Source organism: Paenibacillus tianjinensis (assembly GCF_017086365.1).
Lineage (GTDB): Bacteria > Bacillota > Bacilli > Paenibacillales > Paenibacillaceae > Paenibacillus_AQ > Paenibacillus_AQ tianjinensis.
This window is the reverse complement of sequence record NZ_CP070969.1, coordinates 3,944,581-3,965,408: the sequence shown is the minus strand read 5'-3', so window position 1 is coordinate 3,965,408 and position 20,828 is coordinate 3,944,581. Positions and strand designations below refer to the sequence as shown.

23 protein-coding genes are annotated in these 20,828 nt (G+C 52.3%); 22 read left to right on the top strand and 1 reads right to left on the bottom strand.

What is annotated here, in order from left to right; genetic code table 11:
* The first annotated feature begins 24 nt into the window (after positions 1-24).
* The 9 genes from JRJ22_RS18050 (at position 25) to JRJ22_RS18010 (ending at position 6,389) form a co-directional block, all read left to right on the top strand.
* Complete coding sequence (locus JRJ22_RS18050; RefSeq protein ID WP_206105195.1) at positions 25-1,113, top strand: hypothetical protein; 1,089 nt, start codon at positions 25-27, stop codon at positions 1,111-1,113.
* Positions 1,114-1,124: 11 nt separating this feature from the next.
* Positions 1,125-1,631 carry a gamma carbonic anhydrase family protein gene (locus JRJ22_RS18045; RefSeq protein ID WP_206100827.1) on the top strand — a complete coding sequence of 169 codons (507 nt, stop codon included), beginning with the start codon at positions 1,125-1,127 and terminating at the stop codon, positions 1,629-1,631.
* 18 nt (positions 1,632-1,649) lie between these two features.
* Positions 1,650-1,829, top strand: a complete 180-nt coding sequence (locus JRJ22_RS18040; protein ID WP_038594463.1) for an IDEAL domain-containing protein — start codon at positions 1,650-1,652, stop codon at positions 1,827-1,829.
* Between the two features lie 91 nt (positions 1,830-1,920).
* Complete coding sequence (locus tag JRJ22_RS18035; protein WP_206100826.1) at positions 1,921-2,346, top strand: DUF2487 family protein; 426 nt, start codon at positions 1,921-1,923, stop codon at positions 2,344-2,346.
* Positions 2,347-2,563: 217 nt separating this feature from the next.
* The gene (locus tag JRJ22_RS18030) at positions 2,564-3,118 is read left to right on the top strand and encodes a QcrA and Rieske domain-containing protein (RefSeq protein ID WP_206100825.1); all 555 of its coding nucleotides are present in this window, start codon (positions 2,564-2,566) and stop codon (positions 3,116-3,118) included.
* A 5-nt stretch (positions 3,119-3,123) separates the two neighbouring features.
* Entirely contained in the window at positions 3,124-3,795 is a 672-nt protein-coding gene (qcrB, locus tag JRJ22_RS18025) for a menaquinol-cytochrome c reductase cytochrome b subunit (protein ID WP_020427667.1), read from the top strand.
* A gap of 29 nt (positions 3,796-3,824) precedes the next feature.
* Positions 3,825-4,703, top strand: a complete 879-nt coding sequence (locus JRJ22_RS18020) for a menaquinol-cytochrome c reductase cytochrome b/c subunit (RefSeq protein ID WP_206100824.1) — start codon at positions 3,825-3,827, stop codon at positions 4,701-4,703.
* A gap of 91 nt (positions 4,704-4,794) precedes the next feature.
* Complete coding sequence (locus JRJ22_RS18015; protein ID WP_206105194.1) at positions 4,795-5,436, top strand: DUF1405 domain-containing protein; 642 nt, start codon at positions 4,795-4,797, stop codon at positions 5,434-5,436.
* A gap of 77 nt (positions 5,437-5,513) precedes the next feature.
* Positions 5,514-6,389 carry a sporulation protein YpjB gene (locus JRJ22_RS18010; RefSeq protein WP_206100823.1) on the top strand — a complete coding sequence of 292 codons (876 nt, stop codon included), beginning with the start codon at positions 5,514-5,516 and terminating at the stop codon, positions 6,387-6,389.
* A 722-nt stretch (positions 6,390-7,111) separates the two neighbouring features.
* Here the strand turns inward: JRJ22_RS18010 and JRJ22_RS18005 are convergent.
* Positions 7,112-7,981, bottom strand: a complete 870-nt coding sequence (locus JRJ22_RS18005) for a YitT family protein (RefSeq protein WP_206100822.1) — start codon at positions 7,979-7,981, stop codon at positions 7,112-7,114.
* Positions 7,982-8,140: 159 nt separating this feature from the next.
* Here JRJ22_RS18005 and JRJ22_RS18000 point away from each other — a divergent pair, with 159 nt between their 5' ends.
* From JRJ22_RS18000 to dinG, 13 genes are all read left to right on the top strand, one after another.
* Entirely contained in the window at positions 8,141-8,470 is a 330-nt protein-coding gene (locus JRJ22_RS18000; RefSeq protein WP_206100821.1) for a nucleotide pyrophosphohydrolase, read from the top strand.
* Between the two features lie 59 nt (positions 8,471-8,529).
* The gene (locus tag JRJ22_RS17995; RefSeq protein ID WP_206100820.1) at positions 8,530-9,051 is read left to right on the top strand and encodes a tetratricopeptide repeat protein; all 522 of its coding nucleotides are present in this window, start codon (positions 8,530-8,532) and stop codon (positions 9,049-9,051) included.
* Positions 9,052-9,085: 34 nt separating this feature from the next.
* Positions 9,086-9,889 carry a 4-hydroxy-tetrahydrodipicolinate reductase gene (dapB, locus tag JRJ22_RS17990; protein ID WP_206100819.1) on the top strand — a complete coding sequence of 268 codons (804 nt, stop codon included), beginning with the start codon at positions 9,086-9,088 and terminating at the stop codon, positions 9,887-9,889.
* Positions 9,890-9,906: 17 nt separating this feature from the next.
* Positions 9,907-10,329: a methylglyoxal synthase gene (mgsA, locus tag JRJ22_RS17985; protein ID WP_054941333.1), complete on the top strand. Its 423-nt coding sequence runs from the start codon at positions 9,907-9,909 to the stop codon at positions 10,327-10,329.
* Positions 10,329-11,033, top strand: coding sequence for a bacillithiol biosynthesis deacetylase BshB1 (bshB1, locus tag JRJ22_RS17980; RefSeq protein WP_206100818.1), 705 nt, complete (start codon positions 10,329-10,331; stop codon positions 11,031-11,033). The genes mgsA and bshB1 overlap by 1 nt, the downstream gene beginning before the upstream one ends.
* A 90-nt stretch (positions 11,034-11,123) precedes the next feature.
* The gene (gene bshA / locus JRJ22_RS17975; RefSeq protein ID WP_206100817.1) at positions 11,124-12,281 is read left to right on the top strand and encodes an N-acetyl-alpha-D-glucosaminyl L-malate synthase BshA; all 1,158 of its coding nucleotides are present in this window, start codon (positions 11,124-11,126) and stop codon (positions 12,279-12,281) included.
* 10 nt (positions 12,282-12,291) lie between these two features.
* The gene (locus tag JRJ22_RS17970) at positions 12,292-13,758 is read left to right on the top strand and encodes a CCA tRNA nucleotidyltransferase (RefSeq protein ID WP_206100816.1); all 1,467 of its coding nucleotides are present in this window, start codon (positions 12,292-12,294) and stop codon (positions 13,756-13,758) included.
* Positions 13,755-14,555, top strand: coding sequence for a biotin--[acetyl-CoA-carboxylase] ligase (locus tag JRJ22_RS17965; RefSeq protein ID WP_206100815.1), 801 nt, complete (start codon positions 13,755-13,757; stop codon positions 14,553-14,555). The genes JRJ22_RS17970 and JRJ22_RS17965 overlap by 4 nt, the downstream gene beginning before the upstream one ends.
* Positions 14,556-14,880: 325 nt before the next feature.
* Entirely contained in the window at positions 14,881-15,747 is an 867-nt protein-coding gene (gene panB / locus JRJ22_RS17960; protein WP_206100814.1) for a 3-methyl-2-oxobutanoate hydroxymethyltransferase, read from the top strand.
* Positions 15,748-15,796: 49 nt separating this feature from the next.
* Positions 15,797-16,639 carry a pantoate--beta-alanine ligase gene (gene panC, locus JRJ22_RS17955; RefSeq protein WP_408637905.1) on the top strand — a complete coding sequence of 281 codons (843 nt, stop codon included), beginning with the start codon at positions 15,797-15,799 and terminating at the stop codon, positions 16,637-16,639.
* On the top strand, positions 16,632-17,015 hold the full coding sequence (gene panD, locus JRJ22_RS17950; protein ID WP_054941327.1) for an aspartate 1-decarboxylase: 384 nt from the start codon (positions 16,632-16,634) through the stop codon (positions 17,013-17,015). The genes panC and panD overlap by 8 nt, the downstream gene beginning before the upstream one ends.
* Before the next feature lie 114 nt (positions 17,016-17,129).
* Positions 17,130-17,768 (top strand): tetratricopeptide repeat protein, encoded by a 639-nt coding sequence (locus JRJ22_RS17945; protein ID WP_206100812.1) that lies wholly within the window; start codon positions 17,130-17,132, stop codon positions 17,766-17,768.
* Between the two features lie 115 nt (positions 17,769-17,883).
* Positions 17,884-20,754, top strand: a complete 2,871-nt coding sequence (gene dinG / locus JRJ22_RS17940) for an ATP-dependent DNA helicase DinG (protein WP_206100811.1) — start codon at positions 17,884-17,886, stop codon at positions 20,752-20,754.
* Positions 20,755-20,828 lie beyond the last annotated feature (74 nt).

Here is a 20,828-nt window from a genome sequence, read left to right as displayed (position 1 = left end):
AGTAAAACAGTGAGGCGATGAATGATGAATCTGGCGGATATGCTCACTTACGCAGACATTGGTCAGCTTACCGCCATAGCGGGACGCTATCAATGCGATTGCAAACGGAATTCGAAACATGATTTGATCCAGAGCATTCTCATCACACTTGGAAGCCGGGATTTCATGGAATCCCATATCCGGAGCTGTACACCGGAGGAATTACGGTTCCTGAACACCCTGCTGTTTGACGAACGCAGCCATTTCAGTCTTGAAGATTTGCTGGCTGCGGCGAGACAGGCGTCCTTCGATGCTCCTGCCGGCAAAACAGGGGGATACCGTGAGATGGTCAGCCGGTTCAAAAGCGGCGGCTGGCTGTTCAGCGGAGCCTCACAGCAAAGCAAGTATCTGTTCCAGGTTCCGGAGGATTTAAAGAACCGTTTCCGTGAGCGGATGGGCGAATACATCAAAGAAAAGGTATCCGGTGGTTGTGAACCGGCAATGTACCGTGGAGAAGGGGATTTACTGGCAGAAGATCTGCTGCTGTTCCTGCGTTATGTGAAGGAGAATAATCCTGAGCTGAATCAGGAGGGGGCTCTCTATAAACGGTATCAGCAGGGGCTGATGAATGCACTTCAAATTCCGGAACCGCTGCTCGGTAAAGGGGGCTGGAGATTTGGTTACGGCAGAGCCTGCGAGCATTACCCGCCCAGATTTGCCCTTCTGTATGATTATGCCAGGCACCGCCGCTTTATTGCTGAAGAAGGCCACCGTTTAAAGGTGACTTTGGCAGGGGAGGCATTACTGGCCGAAGGAAAATCGGAAAGACTGATGCAGATATTCCTCTTTTGGTTAAAACTTTATAAAGGTGCTGTTCCCAATCTTGCGTCAATCGTATACTGGATTAGTAGGAGTGCCGGTGAGTGGGTGACCGTTTCTTCTTTGGTAGAAGGAATAGGCTGGCTCATTAAACCGTTCTACTATGATGATGCCGCTTCAATCCTGGAACAGCGTATCTTACGGATGATGCTGCATTTGGGGATGATCCGGCTAGGTGAGACACCGGGTGGGCCGGTAGTCATGATGACCCCATGGGGAATGGAAGCGGCTACTCCGAGGCGGCTGCCTAAGTAAGGGGGAGGACAATGCGGATTGCTTATGGGAAGTACATACCGCGTATTGACGAATCTGTTTACGTGGCAGAAGGTGCAAAGCTGGTAGGTGACGTAACGGTGGGGCAGCATTCAAGTATCTGGTTTAATGCCGTGCTTAGGGGAGATCTTGCTCCGGTGATTATCGGGCAGCGCTGCAATATTCAGGACGGTACTGTAGGACATGTAGCCGAGGGATTGCCGCTTATGCTGGGTGATGATATATCGGTCGGACATTCCGCGATTATCCATGGCTGCAGGATAGGCAATGGCACATTAATCGGAATGGGAGCAATTGTTTTGAACGGAGCAGAGATTGGTGAATATGCTTTAATAGGAGCCGGTTCTATTGTAACCGAAAACAAAATGATTCCGCCCTACACTCTTTCCTTGGGTTCTCCTGCTAAAGTGGTCCGGGAATTGACCGAACAAGACCTGCTAAGAATGAAGCGCACCAGCGAAAGTTATGTGAACAAAGCAAAGGAATATGGAATCTTCTAAACAGCGGAGGTGTATCGAATGGACAAAATGAAGGCTACCTATGAAGTGATGCTAGGGCTTGCGGCAGAAATGGTGTGGGATGAAGCGCTTAGAAAGCGACGTACCGACATCTTGTACCGGGAGATCGACACAGCGCTGGCGGCCGGAGATAAAGCGGCTTTCCGGTATCTGACTGAAGAACTGAAGAGTTTGGCATAACGAAATGCGCTTAGCGCATTTCTTTTTTTCGTTTCACGGGGGGAGAAGTAGCTTAATATTAAAGGGAATTCATGTGAGGGGATGATTCAAAATGAAATTTAGCAGTTTTACCGCAGAGAGCTGGGAAGAGAACAACAAGTACTATGATACCTGTCTGCTTCCGTTTACGGGACTGCATGGGGGAGAGAGTCCGACCGAAGCGGCCGCGATGCTGGAGCAGCTCCGTGATCTGCTGGATCTTGTGGAGCAGCCGTTTCAGGGACGTATAGTAACCTATCCGGCAGTGCAGTATGCTACGGAGCATACTGTAGCCACACTGAATGATGTCTGCAGGAAAGTCAAATCCAATCAATTCCAGTATGTGATTGTGGCAACAGCAGCCGCGGAGCTATCTTCCGGCGAGCTTTATGAAAGCGATTTAGTCCTTTCCCTGTCCGGATTTGAGTCCATGCAGAGAGGACTGGTTAAGTCTGAAATAAGCGATAAAATTCAAGCGATGTGGAAAGGTGGTAAATGAGTTAAATGTGACAGAAAATCAACAATTTCAGTAAAAAACCTTTGTTCAGCCTGTCACAATTTAGACAATATTCTTGACGGGTAATAGGGGCTAAGCTATGATAAGGGTGAACTGATGTGACATGTGACTTATGTCATTGTAAACGTATTATTAACAGATAATTCCTTTGGAACACTGCAGGTGCCTTCTCAATTTTGAAAAGGGGGTTACACACCGTATGAGCAGCTACAATGAAGAGCATGAATTGAATCCGCAAGAACCGCCCAGCCGAAAAGAGATGTCACGCAGACAGTTTCTGACCTATACGCTTGGTGGTGCAACCGCATTTATGGGAGCCGGCGCCATGCTGCCTATGGTGCGGTTCGCTGTAGACCCGATATTACATAAGAAGGGTGAAGGAGAGTTCATCAAGGTTGCGGAAGTCTCCAAAATAACCGATCAGCCGCAGGAGTTTAACTTTGAGCTCAAACAGCAGGACGGGTGGTATGCCAGTACAGCGACGCTGACAGCATGGATCCGGAAAGATGAGAGCGGAGAAATTTATGCGCTTTCACCCATCTGCAAGCATCTGGGCTGTACGGTCGGCTGGAACAATGATAAAGCTTTTCCTGACGAATATCATTGCCCCTGCCATGGAGCCAGGTACACAAAGCTTGGCAAGAATCTTGCGGTCGCCCCGAAGCCGCTGGACCAGTACAAGACCAAGATCGACGGCGGCTGGGTATATCTTGGCGATATCATCCCCAATACCGAAGCTAAGAAGGAGGCGTGATCCTGATGTTTAAAAATGTCTACAACTGGATTGATGAGCGTCTGGATATTACGCCGATCTGGAGAGATGTTGCCGATCACGAGGTTCCCGAGCACGTCAATCCGGCGCATCACTTCTCGGCGTTCGTGTATTGCTTTGGCGGACTTACCTTTTTTATAACCGTGATTCAGATTTTATCGGGCATGTTTTTGACCATGTATTATGTACCGGATATTATAAATGCTTATGCCAGTGTGGAATATTTACAAACTAAGGTTGCTTTTGGGCAAATCGTACGCGGCATGCACCACTGGGGTGCAAGTCTGGTAATTGTGATGATGTTCCTGCATACGATGCGGGTTTTCTTTACAGGTTCCTACAAGGCCCCGCGCGAGATGAACTGGGTGGTGGGCATGCTGATCTTTTTTGTCATGCTGGGTCTGGGACTTACCGGATATCTGCTGCCCTGGGACAACAAAGCTTATTTCGCCACTAAGGTTACGCTTGAGATCGCCAATTCCGTTCCGGTCATGGGACCAGTACTTAAGGAACTGATGCAGGGCGGTACGATTGTCGGAGCCGAGACGCTGACCCGGTTCTTCGCTCTTCACGTATTCTTCCTCCCGGCGGTCCTGCTTATACTGCTCGTCGGACACTTTATTATGATCCGCAGACAGGGTATATCCGGTCCGTTGTAAGTCAATTGACGAAAAGGAGGGACTCTTGAATGGCACATAAGGGCAAGAACGGCTCTGAAGAAAAAGTTGTATTTGTCGGTGATTCCCGTGTCAAGAAGGGCAACGGGTTTATTACACCGCCTGATTATACGGCGTATCCCGGTAAATCGGAGGCCTTCATTCCAAACTTTCTTTTGAAGGAGTGGATGGTTGGGGTAGTGGTCTTGGTTGGTATTCTTGTGCTTACCATTTCAGAGCCTGCACCGCTGGGGTTCCCTGCCGATGCCGGAGCTACAGTTATCCCCATCCCTGACTGGTACTTTCTGTTTCTGTATCAATATCTGAAGCTGCCATATGCCTCGGGAGATTATATTGTACTTGGAACTTTGGGGGTAACCGGGGTGGCATTTGGGGCACTGCTGCTTGCCCCGTTCCTGGATACGGGCCGCGAGCGGCGCTTCTACCGGCGGCCGATCGCGTCCTCGCTGATGTTTCTGTCGCTTGTGGCGATCATTTATCTAACCAATACCGCCTGGACGGAATATCAGCATGAGATGGCTGAAACGGGCCAGATCCCCGAAGATGTGCAGCGTGAGGAGAAGGCGGCGGAGAACAGGGCCAAGGGCTTGCCCACGACAAGCGCCGTGCAGGCCAAGGATATCGCGATCGTGGACAAGGATGATCCGGCCATGGCGCTCTTCAAGCAGGCTACATGCGTCACCTGCCATGCGGTGGATTTGAAGGGTGGAGGCGGTCCGTCACTGCGCGGAGTCGGGGATACCCACGACAAGGAAGCGATTCTGACCATCATCAAAAATGGTCAGGGCCAGATGCCGCCGATGTATGAAACAGCCATGGGAGCAGGGCTCACCGAACAGGATATTGACTCGCTTGCCGGCTGGCTTGCCAAACAAAAAAGCGAACAGTAAAATAATATTAGCGCAGCCTGATCGTATATGCGGTCAGGTTTTTTGTATGTATGAAGAAGAGTCTGTCATGATGTGGAGGGTGGAATCGTTTATGCCGGTTATAGACAAGCTGTTCAAGCACCGGGGAGTCATATGGCTGCTGATTATTGTGAACTTCCTTGGGACGATTTACGGATACATATGGTATGGCAATCAATTAGCGTTTACCGCAGAGAACTATCCGGCTTGGCTGCTCCCGTTCGTTCCGGACAGTCCGACGGCAAGCCTGTTCTTTACCGTTTCACTGCTCCTAATGCTATATCCCCCGAAAGGGCTTAAAGGAACACTGGTGCGGGAGCTCATCGAAGCGCTCGCCGTTGTCACTTCTGTGAAGTATGGAATTTGGGCGGTCAGTATGATTTTTGCCGGCGGCTATCAGGGGGATACCGTGAGCTGGCAGGACTGGATGCTGGTAGTGTCGCATTCCGGAATGGCGGTCGAGGCCCTGATCTATGCACGGTTCTTCTCATTCCGGCGGATGCTTCCGCTGGCAGTGCTCTGGACACTGGCGAATGATATGGTGGATTATTCTGTTGGCATTTATCCTTGGCTGCCGTCGGAACTTGATGATGATATCCTCAAAGTACAGAATTTCACAATCCTTCTAACTTTATTGAGCGCAGCGGCGGCCTGGGTTTTCGGGTCAAAAGCCAGGGCAGCACATCCGCTGCAGCGGGCTGGAATGAGACGCTGACAGGCTGTTCTATCTCTTGTCCTTCCCCCATACATTTAGAGTAGGGGGGATGTCTCATGCGGCGCAGGAGATGTATTGTGCTGACAGGATTAATGTTGTGCTGGCTGCTTACCGGGTTGAACGGCGGGGAAGTATCGGCCTACGGGGTGTATGGACCCGGAGAAGCCGGCAATAAGACCGGGCATGCGTCTGTAGCAGCCGGAAGCGGTTCGCCGGTGCAGACCGGCGGAAGCGGTGCACAGCGTCTGGAACAAGCGGCTGAAGCTTTATATAATTATGTCCTCAAAGGCGATATCGCCAAGGCAAGGCAGGAGAGTGAAGAGATCTCGAAGATCTTTGTATCCTCCTCATTTGAGGGTCAGACTTCGGTTGAAGGGGTTAATGCATTGTCAGGGGTCATTGTGGACCTTAAGGCTGCCTTTGCAGCTGCGCAGATTGTTCCGGAGAAAATAGAAGCTGCGGCTGCCAGGGTCCGGCTTGCTGCCAACAGCCTGAATCATCCCCGTCAGCCGATGTGGCAGCAGTATTACAAGCTGTTCCGTGAGGATCTGAACGATATGGAGAAAAGCGCTGCGGCCGGTGATCTGGAAGGCTGGAAGACAGCCGTTACCCGGCTGCAGAGCAGATATGACACCATCCGGCCTGCGGTCGTCATTTCCAGCCGCCCGGAAGTCGTAAATGCCTTTGATTCCTGGCTGTCCTATGCAGCAGGAGTGACAGCTTCCGCCCAGCCCCCTGAGCGTTCGCGGCTGCTTGAGATTATCTCTTACGGTCAGGATGCTGTAAGGGTAATGTTCGGCAAGGAGCGGGATGAGCCCGTATTGTCCCTTCCGCTGTCGCCTCAGAAATACGGAGCCTGGGGGTTGCTTGCCGGAGCCTTTATCCTATCCGCGCTGGCTTACGCCGGATACCGCAAGTACCGAGGAGAGCAGGAGGATTTGAAGCCGGTCTAGCGGTGAAGGTGGTCATTCAGGAGTAATTGGATGAACTCAAGTGGATTGTAATTGTAGTGGGTGGACATAAACGAACTATCTTATAAAGCATGAGAAAAGGCTCCTTTCTACGTGGTCGCGTCACGGGAAGGGAGCCTTTTTTTTACAATATGATTCGAACTCGAATAGTTAAGAAGGGTCCAGCAAGAGGCATATGGTGACAGAAACTCATTCACAAGAAGGCGCGCGCGTGTTCTATTGCACTTTCTGCAGCAGATCTTCACGAATTTGACCCAAAAACAAAAGCTGGTGCATTTGTACAGCAGAATTTCGAGTGCGGGGTGTTTTTGTAACCTACTCCCGAAATCTGTTGTACCAAATACAGCTGGATGCGGTTTGTTGCTGATTATTGGAGACTGCAATTGGATTAGGATCAAAAGGTTATAAATTTCCACGGATTCAAGCCCAATCTATATAATGAAAAAGTATCAATTTGGAGATTCATCCGGTAATGTTTCAATCTACCAGAAACGCAGCCTGCGTAACTGTATTTGCTGCAGTTAAATGGAGCCCTGAAGTGATTTTTTAAGAAATAGCTGCACTCTGTACAGTTAAAATTGGCGGATCGTACGATTTTATTCAGATGGCTGTTATCAAACTGTACAAAATGCAATTAGGCGACTGAAAGCCCTGGAGATCCGGGATTTAGCTGTATGAAATACAGTTAAAGTTAAATTATGTAGTCATGATTCCCGGAAGCCTTCGCCCATGACATCGTGAACATCGCTGATAATTACAAATGCCGTAGGATCAATAGACTTCACTAATTGGCTGAGCCGGCGGATTTCCTGGCGGGAAACAACACAGTAGACCATATGCTTGGCTTGCTTCGAATACGCGCCGATGGCCGGGATCAGCGTCACACCGCGCTCCATTTCGGCAGTGATCAGGTCCGCGATTTGTGGAGCATCGTCGCTGATGATTGTGAAAGCCTTGGCGGCATAAGCGCCTTCTTGGATGAAATCAATCACACGTGAAGAGATGAATACGGCTACAAGGGTATACAATATTTTTTCACGGGGTATGTAGAGCAATGATGCGCCGATAATGATAACGTCGACAGCTAAGATAATCTGGCCCATGCTCCAGCCGAATTTGCGCCCGAGAATCCGGGCCACGATGTCAACGCCGCCAGTGGTCCCGCCGTACCGGAAGACGATACCGAGTCCAAGGCCAAGTGTGACCCCGGCATATAATGAAGCGAGAATAAAATCGTGCTCGGTGCTGAAGGGCACCAGCCAGCCTGCGGCAATCAGCCGTTCAAAAACCCACAGGAAAAAAGACAATGCCCCAATACCGACACCGGTATAGACAATCTGATGTGAACCAAGCACTTTCCAGCCCAGAAGGAACAGCGGAAGATTCAGCAGCAGCGTAGTCAGGAAGATCGGAATATCAAAGGCATAGTTCAGCAGGATGGTAATCCCAGTTACTCCTCCCTCCATCAGCTGATTGGGGACGATAAAGTACAGGAGCCCGAACGCATATATTGCCGCACCCAGCATGATAGGCGCTACTGTTTTGCCGATATTCATTGCATTTAATGATTTCATATAATCCCTCGCCTAAGCCCTCTGACGGGCATTTTATACAAGCATTTTTCTCATGGTGTAGAGCTGCAAATGTAAAAAAGATTTGTCTTCAAAACGTCTTTACGATAACATAGGGGCAAACAGAAGGCAAGAATTTATAGGGGGGCGAAGCAACAAATTATGGATAAAAGTCTTAGTGAGATACAGCGCGAAGTCGATGCTTATATCTCACAGTTTAAGGAAGGTTACTTCAGCCCGTTGTCAATGCTGGCCCGTATGTCGGAAGAAGTGGGTGAGCTGGCCCGCGAAGTGAACCATCAGTTCGGCGAAAAGCCTAAAAAGGCAGACGAGGCGGACAATTCTATTGAACTTGAACTCGGTGATATTCTGTTCATAACCGTATGCTTCGCCAATTCTCTGGGCATTGACCTGACGGAAGCCCATAATAAAGTGATGCACAAGTTCAATACCCGTGACGCCGGACGGTGGACACTTAAAAACACCGATTAGGCCTCTATAACATATGCTGTACCAAACGAACGGGATTTAGCCGTCAGGATGGTGAGTATATGAATCATAACGATTATGTCAATGCGGCATACCGGTCTATTTTACGCAGCGACTTTGAAGAGGCAATTCAATATTTTGAAGCTGCGATATCAGCCAGCCCGGACGACGCCGAGGTAAGATACCGGTGTTCGATTACCTATGCACGCAGCGGGATGATGGATAAGGCGCTGGAGCATGCGCTCGCAGCGGTGAAGCTGGATAGCGGCAAGCCGGAATACCATTTGCATCTCCAGCATTTGCAGGCCCTTAAGCTTGTTCAGGAGGCTAAACGTCTGCTGGAGGATGAAGCAGGAGGGACGCTTAATCCATATCGGCCGGTCACACTCCTGAAAGAAGCGATTTCACTAGATCCTCTGTATGGGGACGCCTATGTCTGGCTTGCGATTGCGCATAGCCGGATGAATGAGCATGTACAGGCGATTGCCGCGATGAAAGAGGTTATTGCCCTCCACCCGGATGACTCCGGTCTCCGGCAGCTTATGAAAGACCTGCAAAGATCATTGCAAAAATATATCCACTAATGATGGAACCAGTGAAAGCGAGGAGGAAATAAAGGTGAGCGACAAGATCAGAGTGATTGTCTCCGGAGCAGGAGGCAGAATGGGTAAAGAGGTTGTTAAGCTGGTACTGCAGGATGAAGAACTGGAACTTGCGGCGGCGGTAGACCGTTCAGCAGGCGAAACAGATGCAGGCCGCATGGTAGGATTAGAGGAGTGCGGAATAACAGTTACTTCGGATCTGGAAGCTGCCTTGGCAGGAAGCCGCGGAGATGTGCTTGTTGATTTTACAATTCCGCAATCGGCTTATGCCAACACTTCGCTTGCAATCAAATACGGGGTGCGTCCGGTCATAGGGACGACCGGGTTCACCCCGGAGCAGATTGCCGAGCTGGACAAGCAATGTCAGGAGCAGGGAATCGGCGGGCTCATTGCCCCGAACTTCTCCATTGGTGCGATTCTGCTGATGAAATTCGCCGCACAAGCGGCTAAGTATTTCCCGCATCTGGAAATTATCGAGTATCATGGTGATCAGAAGCTGGATGCCCCGTCAGGTACAGCGATCAAAACGGCTGAGATGATCTCTGAAGCCCGGCAGGAGCTCCGCCAGGGTAATCCGCAGGAAGAGGAGATTATCGAGGGGGCGCGCGGGGGTTTATATAACGGCTTCCGGATTCACAGCGTCCGTCTTCCCGGCGTATTTGCCCAGGAGGAAGTAGTATTCGGCGGTTTTGGACAATCGCTAAAAATCCGCCATGATTCATACGAGCGGGCAGGTTACATGCCAGGGGTCAAAATGGGTATCCAGAAAGTGATGGAATACACAGGCTTGATCTATGGCTTTGAGCATTTTATTGAATAGACAGGGGAGAACTCATCATGTTGAAGATTGCCTTTATTGCACATGACCGGAAAAAAGAAGAGATGGTCAATTTCGTTACCGCTTATGAGAATGTTTTTACCGGGCTGGAATTGTATTCAACAGGAACTACGGGCCAGCGGATTATGGATGTAACCCAGCTTAAAATTCACCGTTTCATGTCTGGACCGCTCGGCGGAGACCAGCAGATCGGTTCGCTGGTGGCTCAGGATGAGCTGGATCTGATTATCTTCCTGCGTGATCCGCTAATGGCACAGCCGCATGAGCCGGATATCACGGCACTGCTCCGTTTGTGCGATGTGTACGGTATTCCGGTAGCGACCAATATCGCTACAGCTGAAATTCTGGTAAAGGCGATCGACCGCGGCGATTTCGGATGGCGGGAGCTGGTACATAAATACAAGCCGGGTGTGGATGAATAATGAAACTGGACATTCTTGTATTCGGGGCTCATGCAGATGATGCTGAGATCGGGATGGCGGGAACCATTGCCAAGCATACTGCTGCCGGTCTGAAGGTAGGCCTGTGCGATTTGACTGCAGCGGAAATGTCCTCGAACGGAACCGTGGAACGCCGCAAGCAGGAGGCTCAGCAGGCCGCTGAAGTGCTAGGGGCATCCGTACGTACCAATCTCGGATTGCCGGACCGCGGCCTGTACCTGACAGAGGAGCATCTGGCTGCAGTGACTGCAGAAATCCGGGAATTTGCCCCGGCCATTGTGTTTGCCCCTTACTGGGAAGACCGTCATCCTGACCATATCGCCTGCAGTAAGCTGGTGGAGGAAGCTGTATTCAATTCGAAGCTGCGCAAATATATGCCGGACAAGCCGGCCATACCTGCACCGCTGCTCTATTTTTACTTTATTAATGACCTGGGCCGTACCGACCTTATAGTAGATGTAACTCAGCAATATGGTTTAAAGGAGCAGGCGTTGTCCTGCTACCGTTCCCAATTCGAGAAGATCCCGGGTGAAGATGTGGTATCGACACCGCTCAACGAAGGCTATATCGAACGTGTCCGCTCAAGGGATATGCTGCTCGGACAGCGGAGGCTGATTCCCTTTGCTGAAGGGTTCGCAGCGAAGGTTCCCCATGCCGTTGATCTATTTATAAGCGGGGGCCATTAGAAACAAACTTTATTTCCTCCTGAGAAGCAACTATAATAAACTCATATCATTACTTGAAGTAAGAGATAAGTTAACGAAGGGGACGGAGCTATGGACCGGCTAAAAATAGGCATCACCTGTTATCCGTCTCTTGGCGGCTCGGGGGTAGTGGCAACTGAACTGGGGAAGCTTCTGGCTGAAAAGGGCCATGAAGTCCATTTTATTACACACAGTATCCCGTTCCGGCTTGGAACGTTTCAGAAAAATATATTCTACCACGAGGTTGAGGTTAACGATTACTATGTCTTCCGATACCCTCCTTATGATCTGGCGCTTGCAACCAAGATGGCACAGGTAGCCAAGATGCAGGGGCTCGATTTGTTCCATGTTCATTATGCGGTGCCTCATGCCGTGTGCGCGTTCCTGGCCAAGCAGATGCTTGGCAATGACATCAAGGTAGTCACAACCCTGCACGGGACGGATATTACCGTACTGGGCCAGGATGAATCGCTTAAGGACCTGATCCGCCTCGGCATCAATGAAAGTGATGCGGTTACGGCTGTCTCTCAGGATCTGATCAAGGAAACCCGGCGCGTGCTGGATATTACCCGTGATATTGATCTGACCTATAACTTTGTCGACAAGCGTGTGTATTACCCTCGTGACGTTACCGATCTCCGCGGCGATTTTGCCAATCCGGATGAGAAGATACTGATGCATATCAGCAATTTCCGTCCGGTCAAACGGGTTAGTGATGTTGTTGATGTTTTTGCCAAGGTGAGCAAGGAGATTCCTGCGAAGCTGCTGCTTGTAGGTGAAGGTCCTGAGCTGCCGAAGATTCAAGCTAAAATCAATGAAATGGGTCTGGAGCACAAAGTCCGCTTCCTGGGTAAGCAGGATGAAATTGCCCAGGTCATCTCCCTGGCGGATCTGCTCCTGCTGCCTTCGGAGAAAGAGAGCTTCGGTCTGGTAGCGCTGGAAGCGATGGCTTGCGGCGTTCCGACAATCGGTTCCCAGGCTGGCGGTATACCGGAGCTGATTCAGCACGGCAAAACCGGCTTCCTGGCGCCGATCGGAGACACAACCGCTATGGCAAAATATGCGGTGAAGCTGCTGTCGGACGAGTGGATGACCGAACAGTTCAGAAAGGCGTGTCTGGAGAGATCATGCAATGATTTCAGCCGAGACAGCATTACAAATCAGTATGAGGATATTTACTACCGTGTGCTAGGGCGCAAGGTGCTCGGAATGGATACCATCCGGGGGTAAGGAGAGCTTCATGGAATGGACAATGGCACCATCCGGTATGGCGGAAGCAGCCGGCAAGGTGATAGCAGGCCTGCTTCAGAGCGGCCGTGAAGCCTATTATGTCGGGGGCTGCATCCGTGATGAGCTCCTGGGCCGGCCGGTGCATGATATGGATCTGACGACCTCCGCGCTGCCGGAGGAGGTTATGGCCCTATTCACCCGCTGTATCCCAACGGGACTAGCGCACGGGACGGTTACGGTATTACAGGATGGCTACAGCTTTGAAGTGACGACGTACCGGACGGAAAGCGGCTATGCCGATCACCGCCGTCCGGAGCACGTCTTTTTTGTAAGCGATGTTAAAGAGGATCTGCGGCGGCGCGATTTCACGATCAATGCCATTTGCTGCGGGCTTGACGGTGTGCTCGTAGACCCTTTTGGGGGGGCGCGTGATTTAAGCGCCCAGTTGATCCGCTGCGTAGGCCTAGCGGAAGAGCGCTTCGACGAGGACGCGCTGCGCATGCTGCGCTGCATCCGCTTCGCGTCGGTGCTGGACTTTGCCGTCGCCAAGAACACCTGGCGGGGGCTGCTGCGCCAGCGGGACAAGCTGGCGCATATTGCCGTGGAGCGCGTCCGCAGTGAGACGGAGCGCATCATCGAGGGGCCGCATCCCTGGCGCGGCCTCGGCTTGCTCGCGCGCAGCGGCCTGCTGCCGCGCGGCAAAGCCCCGTTCCCCTGGACCGGCAGCGAATTGACGGCAGCCGCCGCCATCCTGCCCGGGATCGGGGAACTGCAGAGCGCCCGCCTGCGGTGGGCGCTGCTGCTCCATGCCCTGGGGCAGTCGGCCGCTTCGGCCGATGAGCTGCTGCGGGCATGGACGTTCCCGGGGGCGACGCGCAGCGCCGTCGCCCGGGTACTGCGCGTCCGCGAAGCATGGGACGCGGCACTGGCCTCTGCGCCGGTGGGAACCGGCGCGGAAGAGGCACTGCGGCGGCGCTGGATCGCCGCTGTGCTGGCCCTTGGCACGGAAGCCGCCGAAGGGTGGCTGACGCTGCTGGAGGCGGTGCCGCAGGCCGCCTGCGTTACGCTGGGCGGCGCGCAGCCGCCGGGCAGTCAGTCCGGCTCGGGCACAGCCGGTGAGCCCGATGTGCTTTTCCGGCAGCCGACCCCGGATTCAATCGTGCAGCGGCATGATAAGTCCGCATCAGTCGCGTCTGCTTCACAATGGACACAAGCGCCTGTCCCGGACGCACCCGGTGCGGCTGCGCCGCTACACATCCCGCCTAGCCGCCTGCGCTCCTGGATGGCAGGCATGCCGCTCAGCTCGCTGGCGGAGCTGGCAGTGACAGGAAAAGAGCTGTCTGCAGCCCTGGACAAACGTCCCGGGCCATGGCTGGGGGAGCTGCTGCAGCGGCTGCTGCATGCTGTAGCAGCCGGAGATATTCCTAACGACAAACAATTATTGCTGCAGGAAGCAAAAAAGGATGGATATAAATGAAAAGCGATGACACCCAGCACCTGACGCGGCTGAACCGTGAGCATTTCGTTTCCGGCTGGAAAGACAATATTCAGCTGCTGGAGACAGTGGTGTCTACCCAGGAGGAAGCGAAGAAGTTGGCCGAGAAGGGGGCGCCCGAAGGAACGGCGATCCGGGCTGAAGAACAGACTGGCGGCCGCGGGCGGATGGGCAGGAAATGGCACTCGCCAGCCGGAAAAGGCATCTGGATGAGCGTCGTGCTCCGCCCTGACCTGCCGCTGTCCCTGACGCCGCAGCTTACGCTGCTTGCCGGAGTAGCAGTGTGCAGGGCCATTCGTGAAGTTACCGGTGTGCCAGCCGGAATCAAATGGCCGAACGATTTGCTGGCCGGCGGGCGCAAACTCTGCGGGATTTTACTGGAATCATCTCTAAGGGAAGGCGGCTTGCATTATGCTATCGCGGGCATCGGTATTTCTGCTAACCTGACCAAGGAAGATTATCCGGACTACCTGCAGGGAGTCGGCACCTCGCTGCTGATCGAAGGAGGGGGGATTCCTGTTGACCGAACCCGGCTTACAGAAGCTGTGCTGACAGAGCTGGAATATTTATATACGCTTTACATAGAGCAGGGCTTTAAGCCGGTTAAGGATCTCTGGGAAGCCATGTCGGTGACGCTGGGCCGCCAAATCTCGTTCAGCACGCCTCAGGGGCGCAGCGAAGGAACTGCGATCGGTCTGGATGAGAACGGCGGTTTACTGCTGCAGGACGCCTCCGGGAAGATCATCAGCATATTGTCCGGTGAAATAGAAATGATCTGAAGTGACAAGGGTTCCATCCCTTGTCACATTTTTGTGGTGTAATTGACGGCTGAATTTGCTATACTATGGACAGAGACGGTATCGTTATGACGAACTGTACTCCGGAATTTTTTTTGGTACTTCAGAAATTGCTATGGGATACACCTTCATAACTGTACTAGACGGTTACGTTGGATTCTGCTCTGAGCCGTAAGGACCGAGACAGAAGGGACGATCGCGAGTGACTCTTTTTTGCCCATCGGACCTTTTTAGCGGACTATGCTAAAGGGTTTTTTTGTTTGCGCGTTTACGCGTAATTTAACTGCGAAAAGGGGAACGGGAGCGAATGGCTGAAAAACACGCTACTAATATTGTGAAAATGAAAAAAATGAAAGCGGACGGTGTGCCCCTGAGCATGCTGACCGCTTATGACTATCCGTCGGCACGTTTAGCTGAAGAGGCAGGGATTGATCTGATCCTGGTCGGAGATTCTTTAGGGAATGTGGTCCTTGGCTACGATACTACCCTGCCGGTAACGATAGACGATATGGTGTACCATACACGTTCAGTCGTCCGGGGGGCACCGGATACCTTTATTGTAACGGATATGCCTTTTATGACTTACCACGGCAGCGTTGATGAGACCCTGCGCGGTGTGCGCCGGCTGATGCAGGAAGGCCGGGCGCAAGCCGTCAAGATGGAAGGCGGGCTGGAAATTTGTGATACGGTCTCTGCTGTGGTGAAGGCCGGTGTGCCTGTGCTTGGACATATTGGTCTTACTCCGCAGTCTGTCAACATGATCGGCGGCTACCGGATCCAAGGTAAAGATCCGGAGGATGCCCGGAGGCTGATAAACGAGGCCAAAGCGCTTGAAGCGGCCGGGGCATTCGGGATTGTGCTGGAGCTGGTAACCGAAGAGGTGGCGGAAGCCATTACGAAGGCGCTCAGCATTCCGACGATCGGCATCGGTGCAGGCCGGTATTGCGACGGTCAGGTGCTGGTATTCCATGATATACTCCGGTATACCTCACCCTACCGGGAGAAACGGTTCGTCAAAACCTATGCCGATGTGGGAAGCCTAATCCGTGAAGGAATCAGCACCTACGTTAAAGAAGTGAAGGAGCGTTCCTTCCCTGCCGAGAATCATATTTTTAATGCGGATGAGCATGTATTGGAGTCTTTATACGGCGCCTCCGGAAAAGGAGCGAAATAAGATGAGAGTAGTCAGAACAGTAGCACAATTGCGTGAAGCGCTTGAATATATGCGTCAAGGAGGGCATACTCCCATCGGTTTTGTGCCAACCATGGGATATCTTCATGAAGGACATGCCAGTCTGCTGAGGCGGGCAGGGGAAATGAGCAGCACGGTTGTAATGAGCATTTTTGTCAATCCGCTGCAATTTGGACCCAATGAGGATTTTGCCTCTTATCCGCGCGATGAAGCCCGGGATTTGGAGCTTGCGGAACGCGAAGGGGCGGATATTGTATTTATTCCAAGTGTGGAAGAAATGTATCCGCAGCCGATCCGCACGAAGGTGTCGGTATCCTCGCTGACTACCCAGCTCTGCGGTGCTTCCCGTCCGGGCCATTTCGACGGCGTAACCACGGTTGTCAGCAAGCTGTTCAACATCGTGCAGCCGGACTATGCTTTCTTCGGTCTTAAGGATGCCCAGCAGGTGGCTGTACTGCGCCGGATGGTTTCTGACCTGAATATGAATGTGGAAATTATCGCCTGTCCGATTGTCCGGGAGAATGACGGTCTCGCGCTCAGCTCGCGCAACGTCTACCTGTCGGCGCAAGAGCGCAGTCAGGCACTAGTGCTGTCCCGCTCACTCCAGAGCGTCCGCAAGGCCATGGAGGAAGGCGAAGTCCGTACCGTAGACGAAGCGCGGAACCTGCTTGTCTCGGTGATCTCCTCTTCTCCGCTTGCCGTGATCGATTATGCGGAAATCCTGACCTTCCCGGATCTGGAGCCACTGGACGGTAGCTCACTCTTAACGGATGCGGACGGTGAGGTCATCATGGCACTCGCTGTGAAGTTCGGCAGAACCCGCCTGATTGATAACAATGTATTTATCCCTAAGGAGGCTCACGCTCTTGTTTAGACATATGATGAAATCCAAAATTCACCGTGCCACGGTAACCGAAGCTAATCTGAATTATGTGGGCAGCATTACCATTGATGAGGACCTGATGGAAGCCGCCGACCTGCTTGAGAACGAAAAGGTGCAAATTGTGGACAACAACAACGGCTCGCGTCTGGAAACCTACGTCATTCCGGGACCGCGGGGCAGCGGAGTGATTTGTCTCAACGGGGCGGCCGCCCGTCTTGTGCAGCCCGGAGATACTGTCATTATTATTTCCTACGCCATGTTGTCATCCGAGGAGCTGGCCGGACATAAGCCGACTGTAGTGTTTGTGGATGCCGGCAACAAGCCGGTGAAGCTGGTAGATCATGAAGTGCACGCAACCATCGCTTAACCAGCTGTTTTTGAGCCATGTAATCAATGGCAGGGATGAAGTCCCCGTACTTTGCGAAAAATGAAGGCAGGCAAGCTTAGGCTGATTTCATTTTCAGTAAAGGGGGATGTCCCGATGTTTCAACATTTATTTGCTGAGATGAACAAGATGCTCCAGGAGATTGTCACGGACTATCCTTCTGCGGAAGGCGCGCACCGGAATGATCTGTTATGCAAGTACAATATGCTTCACAGGCTTAGCGATGAAGTGATGGACGAATGGCTGGCCTTTGCCGAGAAATTAAGCCAATTCCGGGAGCAGTCCGATTTTCCGGTTCAGCCGGAGGAAGTGGTGCCGCACGAAGCTCCCGAGCTTGCCATGGACTCTTTTGTCCGGGGACAGGGGTATTATAAGCTGCTGATGTACGGCAAATGTATTGAGCAGTTCAAGGAAGTGATTCAGCAGCATCCGGACAGTCTGGCAGCTCGCCTGTATCTGGCCATGGCCTACTTGCAGGAGGGTGACGGAGAGACGGCCTGGGGCCATCTGAACCATATGCTGGCGCTGATCCGCGAGAGCAAGCTGAAAGCAATGATCTATAATGCTCTAGGCTGCATCAGAGCCTCGCAGGAGCGCTTCAAGGAAGCAAGTGAATTGTTTAGTCTTTCTTTGCTGCATGATCCCGCTTTACCGGAGCCGAGTGTCAATCTGGAGGTTTGCCGCAAACGGGGCGGGAAGCTTCATTTTGGGAATCAGCTTGTTTCGCTGTTGTAATTATAGCCATTCATTTAGGCGATGCACCCACTTGAACAAGCGGCTTGCATCGCCTTTTTACGTAACTTCTGTTATGCTGATAAGGAGTCTCAAGTGAAAGGGAATAGAACTTATAATGAAATTTGCCGTGCTTGATTTTGAAACTACGGGAACCCAATCCGTGGGTGAGATCATCCAGGTTGGCCTTGCCATTATAGAAGAAGACCGGTCCATCTCCCGGGTGTATGGTTCCTATGTCAAGCCCGGAACGCCGATTCCACCTTTTATTACGGGCTTGACCGGCATAACCGATGAGGATGTAGCGAATGCCCCGGAGCTGGACGAAATGATGATGGAGCTTGTCCCGCTTTTGGATGATGTTGTGCTTGTTGGACATAATGTCGCTTTTGATTTTCATTTTTTACAGAGTGCTTTGGACCGCTGCGGCTATTTGCCGTTTCAGGGAAGAATTCTCGATACGATTGATTTTCTCAAAATTTGCTTTCCGTCACTGACGACCTACCAGCTTGGAGCGGTAAGCGCTCATTTCGGGCTTACTCATGAACGTCCGCATCAGGCGGACAGTGATGCGCTGGCAACAGCCCTGGTGCTGCTTCAATGTCTGGAAGAGCTATACAGCCTGCCTCTGCTGACTATCCAGCGGCTGACTGAGCTGTTTGCTGAAGAAGACAGTGATCTCGCCTGGTATTTTGACGGCCTTTTGCGGGAACGGGAAATGGAGACCTTTCAGCCGGAAGGCGAGCTGACCTTTCACCGTCAGCTGGCACTGGCTGTAGGGGACTGGACTGAGCTTGTCCCGCCGCGGGAAGAAGGTACCAGCAATCCTTTGGAGAATATATCCTTTGAAGACTATATGGCTGAAGTAACCAAACGCCTTAAAGATACCTTGCCGCAATATGAAAGCCGGGAAGCCCAAGAGATTATGATCGGCGAGGTGAAGACCGCTCTTCAGGAGGAGAAGCATCTGCTGATTGAGGCGGGCACCGGTACCGGTAAATCGCTGGGCTACCTTTTGCCGGCAATCTATCAGAGCGTGCGCACTGACCAGAAGGTAATGGTCAGCACCCATACCATCAATCTTCAGGATCAGCTGCGGGAGCGCGACATCCCCCTGCTCACGAGCGTAGTGCCGTTTCCGTTCAAAGCTGCGATCTTTAAGGGAAGAGGGCATTATTTATGCCTGCGCAAGTTTGAACACAGAATTAATAAAAAAGACTTTGTTAGTCCCAGAGAAGAAGCCCTCACCGCGGCACAAATGATTGTGTGGCTGACCCAGACCCAATCTGGTGATGACGAGGAGCTGAACTTGAACGGCCGGGGCGGCGACTTTTGGGAGACTGTGGCGAGTGATACTGACTCCTGTCTGGGCCGCGCCTGCCCATGGTTCCGCAAATGCTATTATCACCGGGCCAAGCATGAGGCCGGCATTGCTGATGTGGTCGTTACTAATCATTCCAAACTGTTCGCCGATGTGAAGGCCGGGCATCAGCTGCTTCCTGCTTACGAACATCTTGTGATTGATGAAGCTCATCATCTGGAGGATGTGGCCGGCAAGCATCTTGGCATGCAGATGAAGTATTTCACGGTAGCCCACACCCTGACGCGGCTGTATAAAGACAGCCGTAACGGACAGCTGCCGGCGCTGCGCCAGACTCTCCAATCCTCCGGCAGCGAAGAGGCTTCCGAGTGGAGCGGTGTGATCGACAGGATCTATCCCGATCTGCTGACGGTTAAGGAAACCTGGGATGCACTCAGCGACAAGCTGTTTGGCCTCCTGCCTGAACGAAGTGACGCAGCAGCGGGTGAGGCCGGGCAGCTGGTGACACGCCTTCATCCCGGTAAGAAGCCGAAGGACTGGGATGAGCTGGCTGCATTAGAAAATACGCTGAATTTAAGCCTTAGCGATATTATCCGCAGAGGCGACAAAATGCTCAGCGAGATGCGTGATACAGAAAGCCAGTCCTCATCGGACAGTCTGGTGACTGATATTGGCGGCTTGTTTAAGGATCTAGCCTCAATCCGTGAACAGATCCGTTTCTTCATGGGTTTAAATGACGAGAACATCGTTTATTGGATGGAGGGTAGCGGCAACTACCGCGGCAAATCGCTGCAGCTGTATGCCGTTCCGGTTGATGTCAGCACACAGCTTAAGGAGCTGTTCTTCGACAAGAAGAAGAGTATTGTGCTGACATCAGCGACACTTTCCGTGGATAAATCCTTCCAGTTCATGATCGATAATCTTGGACTTAGCGAGGCCGCCGAACAGGACCGTCTGATGACAGCACTGCTGCCTTCACCGTTCAAATACCGCGAACAGGCGCTGCTTGTTATTCCGCGTGATTTCCCCAGCGTCAAGGGCAGTGTGGGGGATGCCCGCTTTGTGGATAAGCTGGTGCATTCACTGGCGGAAACGGCGGTCGCAACCAAAGGCCGTATGCTTGTGCTGTTCACCTCTTATAAGATGCTGCGTCAGGTATATGACCCGCTTAAGGAAGCACTGGCATCTGAGGATATTACGGTCCTTGGCCAAGGGGTGGAGGGAGGCAGCCGCAGCAAGCTGATCCGGCGGTTCCAGGACAGCTCGGCTTCGGTGCTGCTCGGGACCAGCAGCTTCTGGGAAGGTGTTGATATACCCGGAGAGGCACTGACTTGCCTGGCGATCGTCAGACTTCCGTTTCAGCCGCCCAACCATCCGCTCGCAGAGGCGAAGTCCGAGCTGCTACAGGCTCAGAAGAAGAATCCTTTCATGAAGCTGTCTGTTCCGCAGGCGGTTATCCGCTTCAAGCAGGGGTTTGGCCGGCTGGTTCGGACGGCTCAGGATCGGGGAATTGTCATTGTATATGATACCAGGGTCATCGAAGCCTATTACGGGAAGTATTTCCTGTATTCTCTTCCCGGTCCCAAAATGGAGCATATGCTGACAGATCAGATGGTTCCGAGAATTGAAGAATGGCTTGAAGGCGGCAATGAGTCCAACATTCAGTGACCTCCTTCAGCAACCGGAAATTGCAATTATCTTGTACTGTTTTGTTCTGATAGTTTGACCATAAATGTTCTAAA

Coding starts and splice junctions, on each gene's coding strand:
- bshA (WP_206100817.1), top strand. CDS start 11,124: ATGGACCGGCTAAAAATAGGCATCACCTGTTATCCGTCTCTTGGCGGC.
- dinG (WP_206100811.1), top strand. CDS start 17,884: ATGAAATTTGCCGTGCTTGATTTTGAAACTACGGGAACCCAATCCGTG.
- qcrB (WP_020427667.1), top strand. CDS start 3,124: ATGTTTAAAAATGTCTACAACTGGATTGATGAGCGTCTGGATATTACG.
- JRJ22_RS17995 (WP_206100820.1), top strand. CDS start 8,530: ATGAATCATAACGATTATGTCAATGCGGCATACCGGTCTATTTTACGC.
- JRJ22_RS18000 (WP_206100821.1), top strand. CDS start 8,141: ATGGATAAAAGTCTTAGTGAGATACAGCGCGAAGTCGATGCTTATATC.
- JRJ22_RS18050 (WP_206105195.1), top strand. CDS start 25: ATGAATCTGGCGGATATGCTCACTTACGCAGACATTGGTCAGCTTACC.
- JRJ22_RS18030 (WP_206100825.1), top strand. CDS start 2,564: ATGAGCAGCTACAATGAAGAGCATGAATTGAATCCGCAAGAACCGCCC.
- JRJ22_RS18045 (WP_206100827.1), top strand. CDS start 1,125: ATGCGGATTGCTTATGGGAAGTACATACCGCGTATTGACGAATCTGTT.
- JRJ22_RS18035 (WP_206100826.1), top strand. CDS start 1,921: ATGAAATTTAGCAGTTTTACCGCAGAGAGCTGGGAAGAGAACAACAAG.
- panC (WP_408637905.1), top strand. CDS start 15,797: ATGCGTCAAGGAGGGCATACTCCCATCGGTTTTGTGCCAACCATGGGA.
- JRJ22_RS18020 (WP_206100824.1), top strand. CDS start 3,825: ATGGCACATAAGGGCAAGAACGGCTCTGAAGAAAAAGTTGTATTTGTC.
- JRJ22_RS18040 (WP_038594463.1), top strand. CDS start 1,650: ATGGACAAAATGAAGGCTACCTATGAAGTGATGCTAGGGCTTGCGGCA.
- JRJ22_RS17945 (WP_206100812.1), top strand. CDS start 17,130: ATGTTTCAACATTTATTTGCTGAGATGAACAAGATGCTCCAGGAGATT.
- mgsA (WP_054941333.1), top strand. CDS start 9,907: ATGTTGAAGATTGCCTTTATTGCACATGACCGGAAAAAAGAAGAGATG.
- JRJ22_RS17965 (WP_206100815.1), top strand. CDS start 13,755: ATGAAAAGCGATGACACCCAGCACCTGACGCGGCTGAACCGTGAGCAT.
- bshB1 (WP_206100818.1), top strand. CDS start 10,329: ATGAAACTGGACATTCTTGTATTCGGGGCTCATGCAGATGATGCTGAG.
- panB (WP_206100814.1), top strand. CDS start 14,881: ATGGCTGAAAAACACGCTACTAATATTGTGAAAATGAAAAAAATGAAA.
- JRJ22_RS17970 (WP_206100816.1), top strand. CDS start 12,292: ATGGAATGGACAATGGCACCATCCGGTATGGCGGAAGCAGCCGGCAAG.
- JRJ22_RS18015 (WP_206105194.1), top strand. CDS start 4,795: ATGCCGGTTATAGACAAGCTGTTCAAGCACCGGGGAGTCATATGGCTG.
- JRJ22_RS18005 (WP_206100822.1), bottom strand. CDS start 7,981: ATGAAATCATTAAATGCAATGAATATCGGCAAAACAGTAGCGCCTATC.